Below are 18,511 nucleotides of genomic sequence, written 5' to 3' on the forward strand. Positions count from 1 at the left end.
GTCCGGGATCAGAACTTCACCGTGGGCGGCGCCGAGATGGCCTTCTCGTTTTCCACCGTGAACGATGGCTTGACCGGGTACTTGAAGATCATGGCGGTCAGGTTGGTGGGGAAGCTGCGCGCCAGGATGTTGTAGTCGCGCACCGCGGTGATATAGCGCTGGCGTGCCACCGTGATGCGGTTCTCGGTGCCTTCGAGCTGCGATTGCAGGTCGCGGAACGATGCATCGGCCTTGAGTTGCGGATAGTTCTCCGACACCGCCAGCAGGCGCGACAGCGCGCCGCTCAGCTCGCCCTGGGCTTGCTGGAAGCGCTTGAAGGCTTCGGGGTCGTTGAGGGTCTCGGGCGAGACCTGGATGCTGGTGGCCGCGGCGCGGGCCTTGGTGACGGCCTCCAGCGTCTCGCGCTCATGCGTGGCGTAGCCCTTGACGGTATTGACCAGGTTGGGGATCAGGTCGGCGCGGCGCTGGTACTGGTTGATCACCTCGCCCCAGGCCGCCTTGACGGCCTCGTCCTTGGCCTGGAAGTCGTTGTACCCGCAGGCGGACAGCAGGCTGGCGCACAGGGCCAGCAAGAGCCAGCGCAGGACAGAGCGCCCGGAGGACAGGGACAGGGAAGGGGATGCGCGCATCGAAGACTCCGGAATTCGTGGAGTCCCCAGTGTAGCGCAGGGGCCGGCCCGCGCAAGCGAACCGGCCCGGGTGTAGTTGACGGAAGGCCGGCCGTCCCGGTAGATTATCGTTTCTGCCGTGGTTGCTACGGTGGCGCCATCCCGGCGCCATGCCGTGCTCCCAGCCAGCCCCAACCCGCCCCAACCCGCCATGCGCGCTGTTTCGTCGATTTCCGCACTTGTTTGCCCTGCCTCGCAGCGGCAGGTGCCGGCGCGCGCCAAAGCCAAAAAACAGCCGCTCATCTGACCGGGGCGCTGTTCCGTCAGATGAGCGACGGAGCGGCACCTGCGTACCAGCGTACGGGGGCGAGGCCAGGATTCACGGTTCAGGCTTTCCCACTGTCCCACGCGGGCTCATCTGCCACCCGGCGCACTTCTGCACGGTTTTTATTGACCGGTCGTACAGGAGTGATTCGATGCAAGCAGTAGCTCAAGACCAGCAAGACCAGCAAGACCAGCAAGACCAGCAAGCACAACAAGTCTTTTCCGGAATCTGGCTGCCATTGGTGACGCCCTTTGCCGACGGCGCGGTCGATTTTCCCGCACTGTCCCGCCTGGTGGCGCACTACGCCGGCAGCGCCGTCGCCGGGATCGTGGTGTGCGGCAGCACTGGCGAGGCAGCCGCGCTTGATGAGGCCGAGCAACTGGCCGTGCTGGATACGGTGCTGGCCAGTGCCGGCAACTTGCCGGTGATGATGGGCGTGGCGGGCAGCCAGGCGCGCCAGGTGCAGGCGCGCGTGCGCCAGCTGGCTGAGCGGCCGCTGGCCGGGCTGCTGGCGCCCGCGCCTTACTATGTCCGTCCGTCGCAGGCCGGCCTGCTGGATTATTTCCGCGCCCTGGCCGACAGTGCCGCCGCGCCGCTGGTGCTGTATGACATTCCCTACCGGACCGGCGTGAAGCTCGAGACGCAGACCATCCTGGCGCTGGCCGCCCATCCGAGTATCCGCGCCATCAAGGATTGCGGCGGCGATTACCACGGCACGCAGGCCATCATTGCCGACGGGCGCTTGAGCGTGCTGGCGGGCGAGGATCACCAGTTGCTGGGCACGCTGTGCCTGGGCGGCACGGGCGCGATCATCGCCTCTGCCCATCTGTATCCGGAGCTGTTCGTCGCGCTGGCGCAGGCGGTGGCCGGGCAGCGGCTCGACCAGGCGCGCCGGCTTTTCCATGCCTTGATGCCGATGATCAAGCTGCTGTTTGCCGAGCCCAATCCGGGCCCGCTCAAGGCCATGCTGGCGCGCGAGGGATGGCTGCGCAACGAGCTGCGCGCGCCGATGACGCCCGCCAGCGCCTCCCTTGAGGCAGCGCTGGCACGGGCCTGCGAGCAGGTCGGGGCGGCTGCGCCCGACCTGCTCGGCTGACCCGGCGGGCCTTCGGGCCTTCCTGCCCTCAGGCCGCGAAGGCCTTGCGGGCGGCTTCGATGGTGGTCGCGAGGATGGCGTCGTCGTGCTGCGCTGAGACGAAGCCCGCCTCGAAAGCGGACGGCGCCAGGTAGACGCCGGCATCCAGCATGGCGTGGAAGAAGCGGTTGAAGCGCGCGGTATCGCACTGCGTGACTTCAGCAAAGCTGCCCGGCACGCCTTCGCGGAAGTACAGCCCGAACATGCCGCCGATGGCATCCGCCGCGAACGGCACGCCGGCAGCCACCGCCGCCGCGGCCAGGCCGTCAGCCAGCTTGCGGGTTTGCGCGGCCAGGCGGTCATGGAAGCCCGGTGCCTGGATCAGCTTGAGGGTGGTCAGCCCGGCCGCCACCGCCAGCGGGTTGCCCGACAGCGTGCCGGCCTGGTACACGGCGCCCAGGGGCGCCAGGCAGGCCATGATGTCGCGCCGGCCGCCAAAGGCCGCTGCCGGCATGCCGCCGCCGATCACCTTGCCCAGGCAGGTCAGGTCCGGCGTGATGCCGTAATGCGCCTGCGCGCCGCCCAGCGCCACGCGAAAGCCCGTCATCACCTCGTCGAAGATCAGCACCGCGCCATGCTGGGTGCACAGCGTGCGCATGGCTTGCAGGAACGCATCGCTGGCACGTACCAGGTTCATGTTGCCGGCCACCGGCTCCACGATCACGGCGGCGATCTCGCCGGCGTGCTTGATGAAGGCTTGCTCGAGCTGTTCGACGTTGTTGTACTCCAGCACCATGGTGTGCTTGGTCACGTCGGCGGGCACGCCGGCCGAGGAGGGCGCGTTCTTGGTGGTGTCGGCAAAGGTCAGCAGGCCGGAACCGGCCTTGACCAGCAGGCTGTCGGCGTGGCCGTGGTAGCAGCCCTCGAACTTCACGATCAGGTCGCGCTTGGTGAAGCCGCGCGCCAGGCGCAGTGCGCTCATCGTGGCCTCGGTGCCGGAGGAAACCAGGCGCACCTGCTCGATCGATGGCACCAGTTTGCAGATTTCCTCGGCCATCTCGATCTCGGCCTCGGTCGGCGCGCCGAACGAGAAGCTGTGGGCCGAGGTCTCCTGCACCGCGCGCACCACTTCGGGGTGGGCATGGCCGACGATCATCGGGCCCCACGAGCCGATATAGTCGATGTAGCGCTGGCCGTCGGCGTCCCACATGTACGCGCCTTCGGCGCGCGTGATGAAGCGGGGCGTGCCGCCCACCGAGCGGAAGGCGCGCACGGGCGAATTGACGCCGCCCGGGATGGTTTGCTGTGCGCGGTCGAAGAGCTGCTGGTTACGAGACATGGCTTTGCGTGAAATCAAAAGCGGGAGAAACGCGTTCTAACAGGCAGCAAGTTACGTTGAAGATGCCGGCAAAAGGCTCAAATGCGAGGCATATACGCGGTAACGTGCGCGAACACGGCGTATTTGGCCCGAATCCTGCTTGCCCGGCTGGCGCCGGCGGCGCCGATTCGGTACCATCTGGCCCTGAATTTTAATGGAGAGTGACTGGACCGTTATGGAATACAAGACCTGGATGTGCCTGATCTGCGGCTGGATTTACGATGAAGCTACCGGCGCGCCCGAAGACGGCCTTGCCCCCGGCACCAAATGGGAAGACGTGCCCATCAACTGGACCTGCCCGGAATGCGGTGCGCGCAAGGAAGATTTCGAGATGGTGGCGCTCTGACACGCTCCAGGGTTGCTGGAGTTGCTGGATAGCAACGCTAGATTTGCTGCGTCGCCAGCCAGGACAGGCTGGATGGCGTGATCTGGTCATGCGCGACCATGACGCGACCGTGACTACACGGCCTGGGCCGGTCAGCCCGCCGCGGCGCGTCGCGTCGATGCGACAGATCGATAGGGGCTGCCCGAGATTCCGGATTGACGGCCCCACGGCGACTTGTCACACTCTGTTTCAAATTTGAAAATCCACCCTTTGGGGGGGACCGCGGCAGGCGCGGGTACCACGCGCCGCCGTTTGCCGGTCACCGGAGCTTTCCGGCCGGCGTGTTTTCGGGAATCAAATCGTTTTGTTTCGGGGTCCGTCGGGGCAGCCAGGCTGCCTTGCGCGGAAGTTCTCAAGTGAATGCCGGCGTTTCCGTGAGGGAAACATGCTGGTCGCGGGAACGAGATGCGGGTCGCTCAACTACAAGAAGGTATTCGGGTCAGCGCTGAGGTCAGCGGCGCGGTCGAAGCTGGCGCCGGCGCCAGCGGCGGCGCTGCGCCTGCGCGCCGCAAGGTGCTCGTCATCGACGATTCCAGCACCATCCGCCGCACCGCCGAGATATTCCTGTCCCAGGCCGGCTGCCAGGTGCTGCTGGCCGAAGACGGCTTCGAGGCACTCGCCAAGGTCGGCGACATGCATCCGGACCTGATCTTCTGCGACATCCTGATGCCGCGCCTGGACGGTTACCAGACCTGCGCCCTCATCAAGAAAAGCCCTCGGTTCCATGCCATCCCGGTGATCATGCTGTCCTCCCGCGACGGCGTGTTCGACCGTTCGCGCGGCCGCCTGGTCGGCGCGCAAGACCATCTCGCCAAGCCATTTACCCGTGAGTCGCTGCTGCAGGCGGTAGACGCCTGCGTGCCACGTGCCGCTGCCGTGGCCAGCCCCTTGCCGGCTTGAGCGCAACCCAAGGAATACCCATCATCATGACTATCAGCAAAATCCTCATCGTCGACGACTTCCCCACCGAAGCCCTTTTCATGTCCGACCTGCTCGGCAAGAAGGGCTTCAAGGTCTCGGTGGCCGGCAATAGCGAGCAGGCCTTCGCCCGGCTCGAGAAGGAACCCTTCGACCTGATCCTGATGGACGTGGTGATGCCCGGCCAGAACGGCTACCAGGCGACCCGCGCGATCAAGCGCGACGACCGCTTCAAGGACATCCCGGTGATCATGTGCACCAGCAAGGGCCTGGACACCGACCGCATCTGGGGCATGCGCCAGGGCGCGGCCGACTACGTCGTCAAGCCGGTCGATGGTGAAGAACTGCTGACCAAGATCGCCGCGCTGGCGCACTGAGCCGCTGCCCGATCGCATCCGACCCCATCCTTGCTTTTCACCGGACTCCGACCATGACTGCGCCGCGCCAGGATCTTCGTGCCCGCCAGACCCGGCTGCAGGACTACCAGGCCATGCTGGCCCGCCGGCTGCGCGAGGCGCGCAACCTGCCAGCGGTGGACAGCTTCCTGGGCCTGCAGGTGGGACAGCGGCACTGGCTGCTGCCGTTGCCGCAGACGGGCGAGGTGCTGGAGATGCGCCAGCCCAGCCGCGTGCCGCTCACGCAGTCCTGGTACACGGGGCTGGTGAACGCGCGCGGCAGCCTGCTGGGCGTGATCGATTTCGGCCTGTTCTGCGGCGAGGAGCCACCCCGCTGCAGCCGGGCAGCAAGATCGTGGTGCTGTCGCGCCAGGTGGAGCGCGCCTGCGGCATCCTTGCCACGCGCGTGATCGGGCTGCGCCATGCCGGCGACCTGTCGTTGCCGGTAGAGGTGGCTGATCCGGCCAATGCGGCCCGGGCACGGCAGGAGCCTGCACCGGATTGGGAGGGTCCCCGTTTTGCCGATCGCGACGGGCGCGACTGGCAGGTGCTCGACGTGCGCAGGCTGCTGGCGTCGCCGGCCTTCCTGCAGGTGGGCAGGCAGGCCGCCTGAGCGCCGCGCGGGCTGCCCGCGACGACGCGACGACAAATCAAATTCAAAAAATAACGGACAGAGGGTGCTATGGGATTCAAGATGTTCAGCCTGGGTCGCCAGGCGCCGGCGGCCGGTGCCGCCGAACTGGCGGTAGACGCTGCGGCCGCGCCCATCACGCGAAGCACCCCGGCCGAGAAGCTCTCGGGCCGGCTGTCCCGCATCCCGTTTGCCAGCCAGCAGCGCGCGCTGACCGCTGGCGTGGTGCTGTCTCTGGTGGCGTTGCTGGCGTCGGTGTATTTCGATAACCGCGAAGCCAACAACGGCGCGGCGCAGATCGAGATCGCCGGCGACATGCTGATGCACTCGCAGCGCCTGGCCAAGGCGGTGCCGGTGGCGCTGCTGGGCAATGCGCAGGCGTTCACGCAGCTGCGCCAGTCCAAAAGCGAGCTCGCGGGCGACTTGCAGGCGCTGCAAGACGGCAGCGAGGCCAAGCACGTGCGCGCTACCGGCGCGGTGGCCGCGCCGCTGCTGGAAAAAGCCATGGAATCCTGGCAGCGCACCGAGAAAAGCGCAGGCGACGTGCTGGCCCAGCAGCCCACCCTGACCACCATCGGCCAGACGCTGCAGATCTTCAATGCCTCCAACCCCGAACTGCTGGAAAGCGCGGAGCAGGTGGCGGCAATCAAGCTGCAAAGCGGCGCCAACGCGCGCGAGGTGGCCGCCTCCGCGCAGCTGGTGATGCTGACGCAGCGCCTGGGTAAAAACCTGAACGAGTTCCTGGCGGGCGAAGGCGTCAACCCGGAAACCGCGTTCTTGCTCGGCAAGGACACCAACACCTTCCGCGAAACCCTGGACGGCCTGATGAACGGCAGCGAAGCGCTGCGGCTGTCGGCGGCGGGAGACGCCGAAACCCGCGGCTACCTGCAGCAGCTGTCGCAACGTTTCGACGCGGTGCAGAAGACCACCCAGACCATCCTGCAGAACCTGCCCGGCCTGATCGCCGCCAAGCGCGCGCAGCAGCAGATCTTCAACGACAACGAGGCACTGCGCGGCGAGCTCTCCGCGTTGCAGGCCGCTTATGCGCAAGGCGCCCGCGTGCGCCCGCTCACGCTCGGCGCCACCATCGTCTCGGCCCTGCTCACGCTGCTGTTCCTGGCCGGTCTGGCCGCGCTGTACCTGCGCGATTCGCGCGCCCGTACCCTCGAAGCCGAGGCCCGCGAGCGCGAGGCCGAAGCCCGCCGGCTGGACGAAAAGCGCAACAACGACGCGACCCAGAAGGCGATTTTGCAGTTGATGAACGAGCTGCAGGACATCGCCGACGGCGACCTGACCAAGCAAGCCACCGTGACCGAGGACATCACCGGCGCCATCGCCGACTCGGTGAACTACACCGTGGAAGAACTGCGCGAACTGGTCGGCCGGGTGCAGCAGACCGCCGGCGAAGTGACGCAGGCATCGGGGCAGGTGCAGGACACCTCCACCGAGCTGGTCGCGGCCTCGGAAGAGCAGTCGCGCCAGATCCGCCAGACCGGCGAATCGGTGGTGGAAATGGCCGACCGCATCACGCAGGTCTCGCGCGGCGCGGCGGAATCGGCCAACGTGGCGCGCGCCTCGCTGGCCGCGGCCGAGCAGGGCCAGCACGCCGTGCAGAATGCCATTGTGGGCATGAACGACATTCGCGAGCAGATCCAGGACACCTCCAAGCGCATCAAGCGCCTGGGCGAATCCTCGCAGGAGATCGGTGAAATCGTCGAGCTGATCTCCGACATTACCGAGCAGACCAACGTGCTGGCGCTGAACGCCGCCATCCAGGCCGCGTCCGCCGGTGAAGCCGGCCGCGGCTTCTCGGTGGTGGCCGAAGAAGTGCAACGGCTGGCAGAGCGCTCCGGCGAGGCAACCAAGCAGATCGGCGCGCTGATCCGCACCATCCAGACCGACACGCAGGACGCGGTGCACGCCATGGAGCGCAGCACGCAGGGCGTGGTGGAAGGGGCCAAGCTGTCGGACAACGCCGGCGCCGCGCTGGTGGAGATCGGCCGCGTGTCGCGCCAGCTCGCCGAACTGATCGAGCAGATCTCGCAGACCACCTCGCACGAGGCGGGGCTGGCTACCGCGGTGGCACGCAACATCGAAGGGATCCTGCAGGTGACCGAGCAGACCTCGTCCGGCACGCGCCAGACGGCACTCTCGGTGCGCCAGCTGACCTTGCTGACCGAAGAGCTGCGCAACTCGGTGCTGCGATTCAAGATCGCCTGACAAGCCAGCACTGGTGTTCAACGCGAGCCCGCGCGGATGCGGGCCACGGACCGGCGCCACCGCATTGGACGCATTGGAAGCAGTCATGTCATTGAATTTCCCTGTCTCGCGCGAGGCCGCCGGCACCGATCCGGCCGTGCAGGATCCGCTGCCGTCGCCAGCACTGGCCGCGCCCGCGCCGGACCTGTCCGCCGAGCTATCCGCTCCAGTCGGGAAAGCCGCTGCCCCGGTGGCCCGGGATCTTTCCGTGCTGGCCTGGCTGGCGCCGAGCCTGCGCACCGCGCTGGACGATGCCGCCGCGGAGCTGGGCCACTACGTCGATGAAGTGCAGCAGGCGCCCGAGGCGCTTGGCGCGCGCGACACCACCTCGCTGCGCCTGGCCGGCCAGCATCTGCACCAGGCCGCCGGCGCGGTGCATATCGTTGGCCTGCGCGGGGTCGATCCGTATTGCCAGGCGCTGCGCCGCTTGCTGGAAGGCGTCGATGGCGGCGCCGTGCCCGCCGACGCCGGCACGCTGGCCGCATTCCGCCTGGGCGTGCAGGCGCTGGCCGAGTACGTCGACGACCTGATGGCTGGCGACGAGGAAGATCCGGTGCGGCTGTTCCGTTCCTATGCCGACGTGCTGGGCCGCCTTGGCGAAGACCGCGTGCACCCCGCCGACCTGTGGGTGGACGAGCTGCAGATGCTGCCCGGCATCCTGCTGCCGATGCGCATGGCCGCAACCGTCACGCGCGCGCGCCAGCGCTTCGAGGCGGCGTTGCTCAAGGCGCTGCGCTTGCCGGTGCCGTGCGTTGACCCGAGCCTGTTGCACGAGGCCTATCTGCCGCTGGAATCCGCGCTGGAAGACGTCCGTGCGAGCGAGCAGGAACTGCGCCGCGCCACCGACCATCCCGACCGCGGCGTGTGGCACGTGCTGGCGCTGGTGTTCGGCGCGCTGGCCCACGGCCTGCTGCCGTCGGACCTGCTGGCCAAGCGGCTGGCGGGGCGGGCCCACCTGCTGCTGCGCCAGTACCTGCAAGGGCAGGTGCGGGTGCCGCAGGCCTTGCTCAACGACGCCGTGTACCTGCTGGTCACCACCAGCGGCACGCTGCCCGCGAACGAACCGCAGAGCGCGCCCGTGCTGGTGCTGCGCTCCGCCATTCGAGAATGCCTGCAAGCCTTCCGCATCGACGCGGCGCACGCCGCGGTGCATGCCGATTTCCGCGTGCGCTATTACGGCTGGCTCGACCCGATCGATACCCGCAACCTGCAGCAGGCGGCCACCGCGCTCGAGCGGGCCGCCGCCGCCGGCCCGGACTACGGCGAATGGCATAACGCGCTCGCCGTGCTGGCCGAAGCCGCGCAGCCGCTGGCCCAGCCGGCGCTGCTGCGCTGCCTGGATGCCGCGGCGCAGGTCCGCCCCGGCGCCGACGACCCCTTTGGCGCCGGCGCCATTGCCTTGTTCCTGGGGCGGGCACTAGCGCTGCCATGGCGCGTGCATGGCAGCACCGGGCACGCGGCGGCCGCCGAGTTCGCGCGGCGTTGCGATGAACTGACCTCGTACCTTGGTGCGCGCGAGCGCGGCGAGCCGGTTGCGCAAGCGCCGCGCTGGCTCGCGCAGATGGTGGACCAGGCGCGCACGCAACGCCTGCGCGAGGCCGCGCTCGCGCAACTGCGCGGCCACCTCGACAGCGGCGAATCCTGGCTCGATGCCTATGACCGCGATGCCGCCCGTGCCGAAGCCGGCGCCCACCTGCGCGACGCCGAACGCGCTTTCGCGGCGCTTGCCGGGACGCTGGATGGCCTGCGCGAGGCCGGCGCGCTGCCGGAAGCACTGCAGGCCGATGCGCTCGCGGTAGCGGCGGCGCTGGAGCGCGTGATGCCAGCGCTGGAATGGCTTGCTGGCGCTCGCGCCACGCAGGTTGCAGGCGACGCTGCCAGCGCTGCCGACGCGGCGCGCGAGCGCGCTGCCCGCCTTGCCGCGATTGCCGGCGAGCTGGGTGTTGTGCATGCCTTTATCGATGCGCTGGCATTTGGCCGCACCGCAGCGGCGGATGCGCATGCCGAAGCCGCCGACATTGCCGCTCAAGAAGAGCAGGGCAGCGCGGTTTCCCACGCGAGGCTGCTAGCCAATGCGCGCGCGGCGGTCAACGATGCGGTGCGCCATCCGGCCGCAGCCGACGCGCCCGAGGTGACGGCGCTGCGCGCCGCGCTGCAGGCCATGAACGAGCAGGCCGCCATTGACGACGCAGCCGGCCTGCGTCGCCAGGCCGGCGAAGCCACCACGCAACTCAATGCCTGGCTCGCCGGTTCCGAGGGCGCGGCCGAGCGCCTGGTGGTGGCGCTGGCCGAGGCGCTGCCGACCAGCGCGCCCGGCACGCCCGCGCCCGCGGCAGCGATGCCCGCCGCGGCCGACACCGCCGCGATCGACGCCGAACTGCTGGATATCTTCCTGACCGAAGCGGTCGAGGTGCTGGGCGAGGTCGCCAACGATCTCGGCGGCGGCCTCCTGGCGCTGGCAGTTGCCGATACCATCAGCCGCCTGCGCCGCGCCTTCCATACGCTCAAGGGATCCAGCCGGATGGTGGGCCTGCATCGTTTTGGCGAGGCAGCCTGGGCGATCGAGCAGGTGATGAACCTTTGGATTGCCGAGGCCCGCGCCCCGGCGCCGGTCCTGCTGGACTTGCTGGTGCGTGCCCACGACGAGCTGTCCGGTTGGGTGAGCGCGCTGCGCGACGATGCCCATGCCGCGCACGACGCCACGGGCCTGCTGGCCACGGCGCAGTCTGTGCGCGCGGGCGAGCAGCCCGAGCCGGAGCACATCGCCGAGGCGGTGGCTTCGCCTGTGCAGGCGGCCGGGCCTGAGCTGGTGGTGGCGCAGCCCGAAGACGGGCAGGTGCTGGAAGCACAAGCGGAGCAAGAGCCGGAGCAAGAGATTCAGCTCCCGCTGCAGGCGGCTGAACAGCCGGCCGAGGCCGAAGAAGACAGCGCCGCCGCCGGGGATGCCAAGGTCATTCCTTTCCGCTTTGCCAGCACGCCGGCTGAGGAAAACGACCACTTCAAGCTGATCGGCCCGGTGCGTATCAGCCTGCCGCTCTACAACGTCTACTTGCAGGAAGCCGACGACCTCATCCGCCAGTTCGCCACCGATGTCTCGGAGTGGCGCCACGAGGGCCGTCCCTGCCCGAGCGAGCTGGCGTTGCGCGTCGCGCATACCTTGCAAGGCAGCGCTTCCACGGTCGGCCTGGAGCCGGTGCGCGCGATTGCCGAGGCGCTTGAGCGCCTGATGCTGCAGCTCGGCGCGCACCCGGTGGCGATGCACCCTGGCGACTTCCGCTTGCTGGAGCAGGCGGTGGAGCGCGTGCGCGGCATGCTGCACCAGTTTGCCGCGGGCATCTGGCCGGCCGCCGATGACGCGCTCTGCCGCAGCCTGCTGGAGCTTGGCGAGCGCGCCATGGTGCGCCCACGGCTGGCGTTGCCGGCGGTGGATCTGTTGGCCGAGGCGGAGGACGCGCCGGTTGCGTTGCTGTTCGGCAAGTTGCCGGGCGCGGCCAGCAGCGGCATGCTGCACGACGCCACCGTCATGCCCCTGCATGCGGCGGAGGTACAAGCGGCTCCGGATGCCACGGATACGCCGGACAAGCAAGCTGCCGAGGCCGCCGAGGCCGCCGAGGAGGCCCTGGATCCGGCGCTCGTCGAGATTTTCCTGGAAGAGGCGCACGGCAGCCTGCCGGAACTGGGCAAGCTGCTGCGTGGCTGGGAGACGGCCTGCGGCGATGGCGAGCATGCCAGCCACGCTGGCCTGATCCTGCGCGCGCTGCACACGCTCAAGGGCAGCGCCCGGATGGCCGGCGCCATGGCGCTGGGCCAGGCCGCCCACGAAATGGAAACCCTGCTCGATGCTGGCGTGCGCGCCGATCGCGTCGGGCCGGTCATGTTCGTGCGCCTGTATGCCTGGTACGACCGCATCCTCGCGCATAGCGAGGCGCTGCAGGCCGGCCGCCTGCTGCCGGTGGACGATCCCGAGCTGATCAACACCATGACCGGGCAGAACAGCGCGCCGGAAGTGGAACCGGTATCGGCTGCCCCAGCACCTGCACCAGCACCAGCACCTGCGCCCGTGCAAGACGCGCCGCAAGCTGGCGCTGCCCGCCACGCCGCATCGACGAGCGCCACGCTACAGCCGTGGCTGCCCGCCACGCCCATGCTGCCGGCCGGGGCATCGCTGCCGATGCCCGCTGCCGGCGCTGCGCCGATGCCCGCCACCGATGCCGTCGAACGCCAGCGCGCGCTGGTGCGGGTGCAGGCCCGCACGCTCGATACGCTGATCACCGATGCCGGCGAAGTCGGCGCGACGCGCGCGCGGCTGGAGAGCGAGCTCGACGCGATGCGCAGCTACCTGGGCGAGCTCAACGACAACGTGGCGCGCTTGCGCGGCCAGTTGCGCGAGATCGAGATCCAGGCCGAGTCGCAGATGGCCTCGCGCACCGCCGATGCCCAGCACAAGGTCGAGTTCGATCCGCTCGAGTTCGATCGCTTCACGCGCTTCCAGGAACTGACGCGGATGATGGCCGAGTCGGTCAACGACGTGGCCACTGTCGAGCAAAACCTGCAGCGCGGCTTCGATCGCGCCGCCGGCGACCTCGACGCGCAGGCCCGCTTGACCCGCGGCCTGCAGCGCAGCCTGATGCAGGCACGCATGGTGCAGTTCGACGCGCTGGCCGAGCGTTTGTATCGCGTGGCGCGCCAGGCTGCCAGCGAGACCGGCAAGGAAGTGCGCCTGCTGATCAAGGGCGGCACCGTGGAGGTCGACCGCTCCGTGCTGGACCGCATGGCTGGCCCGATCGAGCACCTGATCCGCAATGCGGTGGTGCACGGCATCGAGTCCGCTGACGTGCGCCGCGAGGCAGGCAAGCCCGCCACCGGCGCGCTCACGCTGGAAGTGCAGCAGGAGGGCAATGAGGTGGTGCTGCACTTCGTGGACGATGGCGGCGGGCTGGACCTCGCGCGCATCCGCGCGCGCGCCATCGAGCGTGAGCTGCTGGCGCCGGACGACGACGCGGGCGATGCCCGGCTCACCGAGATGATCTTCGCCCCAGGCTTCAGCACCGCGGATACGGTGTCGGAGCTGGCAGGGCGCGGCGTGGGCATGGACGTGGTGCGCGCCGAAACGGTGGCGCTGGGCGGGCGCATCGCGCTGGCCACTCAATCCGGGCAAGGCACCCGCTTTACCGTGCACCTGCCACTGACGACAGCCATCACGCAAGTGCTGCTGGTCACGCTGGGCGGCCGGCCGTTCGCCATCCCGAGCGGCATGATCGACCAGGTCCAGCAACTGCGCTCGCAAGGGCTGCTCGAAGCCTACAACCAAGGCAGCCTCGACGCCCCCGGCGGCGCTGTGCCGTTCCACTACCTCGGGACGCTGCTGGAAGAAACGCCGGCGGTAGCCGCGGGCAAGAAGTATTCGCCGGTAGTGGTGGTGCGCAGCGGGGCCGAGCGCATCGCCGTGCACGTGGACGAAGTGATCGGCAACCGCGAAGTGGTGGTCAAGCACATCGGCCCGCACCTGGCACGCCTGGAAGGCATTGCCGGCGCGACCACGCTGGGCGACGGCGAGATCGTGCTGATCTACAACCCGGTGGTGCTGGCGCAGCGCTTCGTGCGCGAGCGCGGCGAGCTGGCCCGTCCGCAGCTTGCCGATCTGCCGCAGCTTCCCCAACTGGCGTCGCAGCCGATGCTGGGCGCGGTGGCAGAATTCTCGCAAGGCGGCGCAGCTCCGGTGCAAGGGCTGGGCACCCAGCCAACCGTCATGGTGGTCGACGACTCACTGACCGTGCGCAAGGTCACGCATCGCTTGCTGACGCGGGCTGGCTACCAGGTGGTGCTGGCGCGCGATGGCGTGGATGCGCTGCGGCAGTTGCAGGAGGTGATGCCTGACGCGATGCTGGTCGACATCGAGATGCCGCATATGGATGGGTTTGACCTGACGCGCAATGTGCGCGCGGATAGCCGGACCGGGCATATGCCGTTGGTGATGATCACTTCGCGCACGGCGGAGAAGCATCGGCGTTATGCGGCTGAGATTGGAGTTAATGTTTATTTGGGCAAGCCGTATAACGAAGACGAGTTGCTGACCACGCTGCATCATTTGCTGGGTGAGCGGGCAGTGGGTACGTCGGGGTCGGTGGCGCAGATGTTGGGGGAGGATGCGGGGAATTGAGGGTGGGGTGGGGCTTGAATGCAACTGCAACTGCAACTGCAAAATCAACTTCAACTGCAGTTTCACCACCCCTGCGGGGCGGCGACCTACTTTTTTGTCTTGCCAAAAAAGTAGGCAAAAAGGCGCGCCGGATGGGGCGACACCCCTCGGGATTCGACGAAAAGAGCGGCCGGGACCCAAACTCGCATCGCCTTAAGGCGATACTCAGACATGGGTCCCTCTTTTCCGCTCTTTTCGCCGAATCCCGAGGCGCCCCATACGGCCTCTGCACACCTTGACGGCTCGCTTCGCATTGCGTTGGGGGTGTTCCCCGCCTGGGGGCGGGTCACACGGCTACACCGAATCGTTCGCTATGTCCGCTGGTTGGCTCCCCTCTCCCGCCAGCGGGAGAGGGGCTGGGGGAGAGGGCGGGCGCTCGATGTGGCGCTCGCCCTCATTCTCTTACTTGTTCACCATCCGCGCCGGCACCGAGAGTGTCAGTGCCGCACCCACCACCAGACAGGCTGCGAGCAGGTACATCCCGGAGTCCGTGCTCTGCGTCAGGTCCTTCAGCCAGCCTACCGCGTAGGGGCTGATAAACCCGGCCAGGTTCCCCAGCGAGTTGATCAGCGCAATCCCCGCGGCCGCGCCCGTGCCTGCCAGGAATGCCGTCGGCAGGCTCCAGAACAGCGGCAGGGTGGTCAGGATGCCGATGGTGGCCAGCGTCAGGCCGAGCAATGCCAGCACGGTATTGTTGTGCCATTGCACCGACAGCACCAGGCCAACGGCACCCAGCAGCGCGGGAACGGCGATATGCCAGCGGCGTTCGCGGGTGCGGTCGGCGCTGTAGGCCACCAGCACCATGCCGACCACCGCGCAGCCGTAGGGGATGGCGGTGAGCAGGCCGATGTCCAGCGGGCTCTTCACGCCGGTCTGCTTGATGATGGTGGGCAGCCAGAAGCTCACGCCGTACAGGCCCATCACGAAGCTGAAGTAGATCGCGCTCATCAGCCACACGCGCGGGCTGGACAACACCTTGCCGATGGGCGCGTCTTCCTTGTGCATGTCCTCGGCAGCGATATTGCGCTGGAGCAGCGCTTTTTCTTCGTTGTTCAGCCACTTGGCGTGGACGATGCGGTCGTCCAGGTAGGCCAGCACCACCAGCCCTACCAGCACCGACGGGATGCCTTCGAGCAGGAACATCCATTGCCAGCCGGACCAGCCGTTGCGGCCGTCGAACGATTGCATCATCCAGCCCGACAGCGGGCCGCCGATCACGCCGGAGAGCGCGATCGCGGTCATGAAGAAGGTGGTGGTGCGCCCGCGCCGGTGAGACGGGTACCAGTAGGTCAGGTAGAGGATGATGCCGGGGAAGAAGCCGGCCTCGGCAATTCCTAGCAGGAAGCGCAGCACGTAGAACATGGTCGGCGTGGTGACGAACATCATCGCCGCCGAGATCACGCCCCAGGTGATCATGATCCGCGCGATCCAGATGCGCGCGCCGACCTTGTGCAGGATCACGTTGCTGGGCACTTCGAACAGGAAGTAGCCGATGAAGAAGATGCCCGCGCCGAGGCCGTAGATGGTCTCGCTGAACTTCAGGTCGCCGAGCATCTGCAGCTTGGCGAAGCCTACGTTGACGCGGTCCAGGTACGCCACCACGTAGCAAAGCAAAAGGAATGGCACCAGGCGCAAGGTCACCTTGCGGTAGGTGGCGTCCTCGAACGCGGGATCGGCCACGCCGGAGTGTACTGCGGTCGTTGTCATGCGGTCTCCTCTTGGGTCTGTAGATCTACATGGATCTGTTTTTTGGGTTGCACGATACCGCTGGGTGGGCGCCGCTTGCCGCTTGCGGCGCCCAGGAAAATGTCCTGGCAAGTTCCTAGTGGGAGAACGGGCCGCGTCCGCGCAGCGCGTTGGCGACCATCATCAGCGCCAGCAGGAAGGGCAGCGCCACGTAGAGGCACCAGTGCACGCGGTCGCCCACGCTGTCGCCCCATTTGCGCTTGAAGACTTGCAGGCGGGGCATGGCCGAGGGGTTGGTGGCACGTTTGTTTCTGACGTGCCACGCCATCCAGAAGAAGAAAATGGCGAAGGCGACGGACAGGAAGTTGATATTACCCATGTTGAATTGCGATGGTTTTCAGTGTGGTGAATCCGTACAGGGCCTCGAAGCCCTTCTCGCGGCCGTAGCCGGACTGCCCGCTGCCGCCAAAAGGTAGCTCTACCCCGCCGCCGGCACCGTAGTTGTTGATAAAGACCTGGCCGGCGCGCAGCTTGTGCGCCAGGCGCAACTGGCGCGCGCCATCGCGGGTCCAGATGCCGGCGACCAGGCCGTAGGGCGTGCCGTTGGCGAGCGCGATGGCTTCGGCCTCGGTGTCGAACGGTGTGGCCGCCAGCAGCGGGCCAAACACTTCTTCCTGCGCCAGCCGGTGCGTGGGCGGCACGTCGCGGAACAGCATCGGCACCTGGTAATAGCCGGACTCCGGCGCTTCCGCGACGATCTGGCCTTGCGCCATGGCGGTAATGCCGGCGTGCTGCGCGTCGGAGACGAAGTCCCAGACCCGCTGCTGCTGCTTGCGGTTGATCAGCGGGCCGCATTCCAGGTCCAGCTCGGACGGCCCTACGCGCAAGGATTCGAACACCGTGGCAAGGCGGTCGAGCACGGCATTGTAGAGCGGGCGTTCCACCAGCACGCGGCTGCCGGCCGAGCAGGTCTGGCCCGCGTTCTGCACGATGCCGTTGACGATGACCGGCACCAGCGCATCGAGGTCGGCGTCGGCAAAGACGATCTGGGGCGACTTGCCGCCAAGCTCCAGCGTGACCGGCACGTGGTTCTCGGCCGCCATCTGCGCGATCAGCTTGCCGGTCTGCGGCGAGCCGGTGAAGGAGATGTGGTTGATGCCCGCGTGGCGCGCCAGCGCGGCGCCAGCCTCATGGCCATAGCCGGTGACGATGTTCAGCGCGCCTTCGGGCAGGCCGGCCTCGGCCGCCAGTTCCGCCACGCGCAGCAGCGACAGGCAGGCGTCTTCGGCGGGCTTGACCACGCAGGCATTGCCCGTGGCCAGCGCCGCGCCCACGCTGCGCCCGAAGATCTGTAGCGGATAGTTCCACGGGATGATGTGGCCGGTCACGCCGTGCGGCTCGCGCACGGTCAGCACGGTAAAGCCGGGCTGGTAAGGGATGGTCTGGCCGTGCAGCTTGTCGACCGCGCCGGCATAGAACTCGAAGTAGCGCGCCACGGCGCGCGCGTCGGCGGTGGCCTGGCGCAAGGGCTTGCCGGTGTCGCGCGCTTCCAGCGCGGCGAGTTCGGCTTCGTGCTCGATGAGGGTGAGCGCCACGCGGTTGAGCAGGCGGGAGCGCTCGGCGGGCGCCATCGCGCCCCAGGCGCCTTCGGCGGCCTGGCGGGCTGCGTGGACGGCCACGTTGATGTCGACCGCGTTGCCGCGGGCGATTTCGGCGAAAGGCTCGCCGCTGGAGGGGTCGAATACCTTGATGCGCAAGCCGGAGTCCGGCGCGATCAGGCGGTTGGCAACGAAGTGCTGGGCGTGCATTGGAATGGCTCCGGCTGGATGCGACTGCCTGGTTGTGGCGGGCAATGCGCCTGTCGATGCGTCTGTCGGACAATCCGTCATTATCACTCACCGCGCGCGGCGTGCAAGGCACGCGAACGTCAGGCCTGGGTCAGCTTCGAACCGCTATAATGCCCGCCATCCTCAAACACAGGCATCTGGAGAGCAAGCATGAGCTTCAATCTCGTTTCCCCCGGCAAGGACATCCCGAACGATTTCAACGTCATCATCGAAATCTCCGCCCAGAGCGATCCGGTGAAGTACGAAGCCGACAAGGAAACCGGCCTGCTCTTCGTCGACCGTTTCATCGGCACCGGCATGCGCTACCCGGCCAACTACGGCTTCATCCCCCAGACCCTGTCGGGCGATGGCGACCCCGTCGACGTGCTGGTGCTCTCGCCGTTCCCGATCCTGGCTGGTGCAGTGGTGCGTTGCCGCGCGCTGGGCATGCTCAAGATGACCGACGAGTCGGGCGTGGATGCCAAGCTGATCGCCGTGCCGCTGGACAAGCTGTCGCCGGCCACCGCCTTCATGAAGGGCCTATCGGACGTGCCGCAGAACCTGCTGGACCAGATCAAGCACTTCTTTGAGAACTACAAGGCACTCGAGGCAGGCAAGTGGGTCAAGGTCGAAGGCTGGGCCGGCATTGAAGAAGCCCACAAGGAAATCACCGACGGCGTGGCGAACTACACCAAGTAAGCATCCGCTTTCGCGCTCAGTCATGCCGGATTCCGGCGCGTGGCTGAATCGATGCTGAATAACCCCGCTGCGGCGGGGTTTTTTGTTGCGCCAGGCTTGATGGAAACCAAAGATGCCATAAAGCCGG

At 67.7% G+C, this 18,511-nt stretch carries 12 protein-coding genes and 1 pseudogene; 8 read left to right on the plus strand and 5 right to left on the minus strand.

The window, feature by feature from the left end; all coding sequences use genetic code 11:
• Nucleotides 1-8 precede the first annotated feature (8 nt).
• The gene (locus OMK73_RS33555) at nt 9-629 is read right to left on the minus strand and encodes a LemA family protein (RefSeq protein ID WP_267605787.1); all 621 of its coding nucleotides are present in this window, start codon (nt 627-629) and stop codon (nt 9-11) included.
• Between the two features lie 455 nt (nt 630-1,084).
• Here OMK73_RS33555 and dapA point away from each other — a divergent pair, with 455 nt between their 5' ends.
• Complete coding sequence (dapA, locus tag OMK73_RS33560; protein WP_267605791.1) at nt 1,085-2,029, plus strand: 4-hydroxy-tetrahydrodipicolinate synthase; 945 nt, start codon at nt 1,085-1,087, stop codon at nt 2,027-2,029.
• Nucleotides 2,030-2,057: 28 nt separating this feature from the next.
• Here dapA and hemL read toward each other — a convergent pair whose 3' ends face one another.
• A complete protein-coding gene (gene hemL, locus OMK73_RS33565; RefSeq protein ID WP_267605792.1) occupies nt 2,058-3,347 on the minus strand; it encodes a glutamate-1-semialdehyde 2,1-aminomutase in 1,290 nt (429 codons plus the stop codon).
• Between the two features lie 214 nt (nt 3,348-3,561).
• Between hemL and OMK73_RS33570 the strand changes: the two genes are divergently transcribed.
• The 6 genes and pseudogenes from OMK73_RS33570 to OMK73_RS33595 all read left to right on the plus strand — a co-directional run bounded on the left by OMK73_RS33570 (nt 3,562) and on the right by OMK73_RS33595 (nt 14,134).
• Nucleotides 3,562-3,732 carry a rubredoxin gene (locus OMK73_RS33570; protein WP_267605793.1) on the plus strand — a complete coding sequence of 57 codons (171 nt, stop codon included), beginning with the start codon at nt 3,562-3,564 and terminating at the stop codon, nt 3,730-3,732.
• A gap of 444 nt (nt 3,733-4,176) precedes the next feature.
• A complete protein-coding gene (locus OMK73_RS33575; RefSeq protein ID WP_267605795.1) occupies nt 4,177-4,671 on the plus strand; it encodes a response regulator in 495 nt (164 codons plus the stop codon).
• Between the two features lie 26 nt (nt 4,672-4,697).
• Nucleotides 4,698-5,066 carry a response regulator gene (locus OMK73_RS33580; protein ID WP_267605797.1) on the plus strand — a complete coding sequence of 123 codons (369 nt, stop codon included), beginning with the start codon at nt 4,698-4,700 and terminating at the stop codon, nt 5,064-5,066.
• Nucleotides 5,067-5,119: 53 nt separating this feature from the next.
• A pseudogene (locus tag OMK73_RS33585) lies at nt 5,120-5,697 on the plus strand (chemotaxis protein CheW).
• Nucleotides 5,698-5,766: 69 nt separating this feature from the next.
• Nucleotides 5,767-7,935, plus strand: coding sequence for a methyl-accepting chemotaxis protein (locus tag OMK73_RS33590; RefSeq protein ID WP_267605800.1), 2,169 nt, complete (start codon nt 5,767-5,769; stop codon nt 7,933-7,935).
• A gap of 85 nt (nt 7,936-8,020) precedes the next feature.
• The gene (locus OMK73_RS33595) at nt 8,021-14,134 is read left to right on the plus strand and encodes an Hpt domain-containing protein (RefSeq protein WP_267605801.1); all 6,114 of its coding nucleotides are present in this window, start codon (nt 8,021-8,023) and stop codon (nt 14,132-14,134) included.
• A 441-nt stretch (nt 14,135-14,575) separates the two neighbouring features.
• Here the strand turns inward: OMK73_RS33595 and OMK73_RS33600 are convergent, their stop codons facing one another.
• The 3 genes from OMK73_RS33600 to OMK73_RS33610 all read right to left on the minus strand — a co-directional run bounded on the left by OMK73_RS33600 (nt 14,576) and on the right by OMK73_RS33610 (nt 17,667).
• On the minus strand, nt 14,576-15,880 hold the full coding sequence (locus OMK73_RS33600) for an MFS transporter (protein WP_267605802.1): 1,305 nt from the start codon (nt 15,878-15,880) through the stop codon (nt 14,576-14,578).
• A 115-nt stretch (nt 15,881-15,995) separates the two neighbouring features.
• Nucleotides 15,996-16,238: a hypothetical protein gene (locus tag OMK73_RS33605; RefSeq protein WP_267605804.1), complete on the minus strand. Its 243-nt coding sequence runs from the start codon at nt 16,236-16,238 to the stop codon at nt 15,996-15,998.
• Nucleotides 16,231-17,667, minus strand: a complete 1,437-nt coding sequence (locus OMK73_RS33610; RefSeq protein ID WP_267605808.1) for an aldehyde dehydrogenase family protein — start codon at nt 17,665-17,667, stop codon at nt 16,231-16,233. Before OMK73_RS33610 ends, OMK73_RS33605 begins: the two co-directional genes overlap by 8 nt.
• 189 nt (nt 17,668-17,856) lie before the next feature.
• On the opposite strand from OMK73_RS33610, the gene ppa reads away from it, so the two are divergent.
• Complete coding sequence (ppa, locus tag OMK73_RS33615; RefSeq protein ID WP_006162794.1) at nt 17,857-18,384, plus strand: inorganic diphosphatase; 528 nt, start codon at nt 17,857-17,859, stop codon at nt 18,382-18,384.
• Nucleotides 18,385-18,511: the final 127 nt, after the last annotated feature.

This window comes from Cupriavidus sp. D39, assembly GCF_026627925.1.
In the GTDB taxonomy this organism is placed as follows: Bacteria; Pseudomonadota; Gammaproteobacteria; order Burkholderiales; family Burkholderiaceae; genus Cupriavidus; species Cupriavidus ulmosensis.

Bases quoted from the DNA above. Each gene is read 5' to 3' on its own strand.
- dapA (WP_267605791.1), top strand. From the start codon at position 1,085: ATGCAAGCAGTAGCTCAAGACCAGCAAGACCAGCAAGACCAGCAAGAC.
- hemL (WP_267605792.1), bottom strand. From the start codon at position 3,347: ATGTCTCGTAACCAGCAGCTCTTCGACCGCGCACAGCAAACCATCCCG.
- OMK73_RS33555 (WP_267605787.1), bottom strand. From the start codon at position 629: ATGCGCGCATCCCCTTCCCTGTCCCTGTCCTCCGGGCGCTCTGTCCTG.
- OMK73_RS33595 (WP_267605801.1), top strand. From the start codon at position 8,021: ATGTCATTGAATTTCCCTGTCTCGCGCGAGGCCGCCGGCACCGATCCG.
- OMK73_RS33600 (WP_267605802.1), bottom strand. From the start codon at position 15,880: ATGACAACGACCGCAGTACACTCCGGCGTGGCCGATCCCGCGTTCGAG.
- OMK73_RS33570 (WP_267605793.1), top strand. From the start codon at position 3,562: ATGGAATACAAGACCTGGATGTGCCTGATCTGCGGCTGGATTTACGAT.
- OMK73_RS33610 (WP_267605808.1), bottom strand. From the start codon at position 17,667: ATGCACGCCCAGCACTTCGTTGCCAACCGCCTGATCGCGCCGGACTCC.
- OMK73_RS33580 (WP_267605797.1), top strand. From the start codon at position 4,698: ATGACTATCAGCAAAATCCTCATCGTCGACGACTTCCCCACCGAAGCC.
- OMK73_RS33605 (WP_267605804.1), bottom strand. From the start codon at position 16,238: ATGGGTAATATCAACTTCCTGTCCGTCGCCTTCGCCATTTTCTTCTTC.
- OMK73_RS33590 (WP_267605800.1), top strand. From the start codon at position 5,767: ATGGGATTCAAGATGTTCAGCCTGGGTCGCCAGGCGCCGGCGGCCGGT.
- OMK73_RS33575 (WP_267605795.1), top strand. From the start codon at position 4,177: ATGCGGGTCGCTCAACTACAAGAAGGTATTCGGGTCAGCGCTGAGGTC.
- ppa (WP_006162794.1), top strand. From the start codon at position 17,857: ATGAGCTTCAATCTCGTTTCCCCCGGCAAGGACATCCCGAACGATTTC.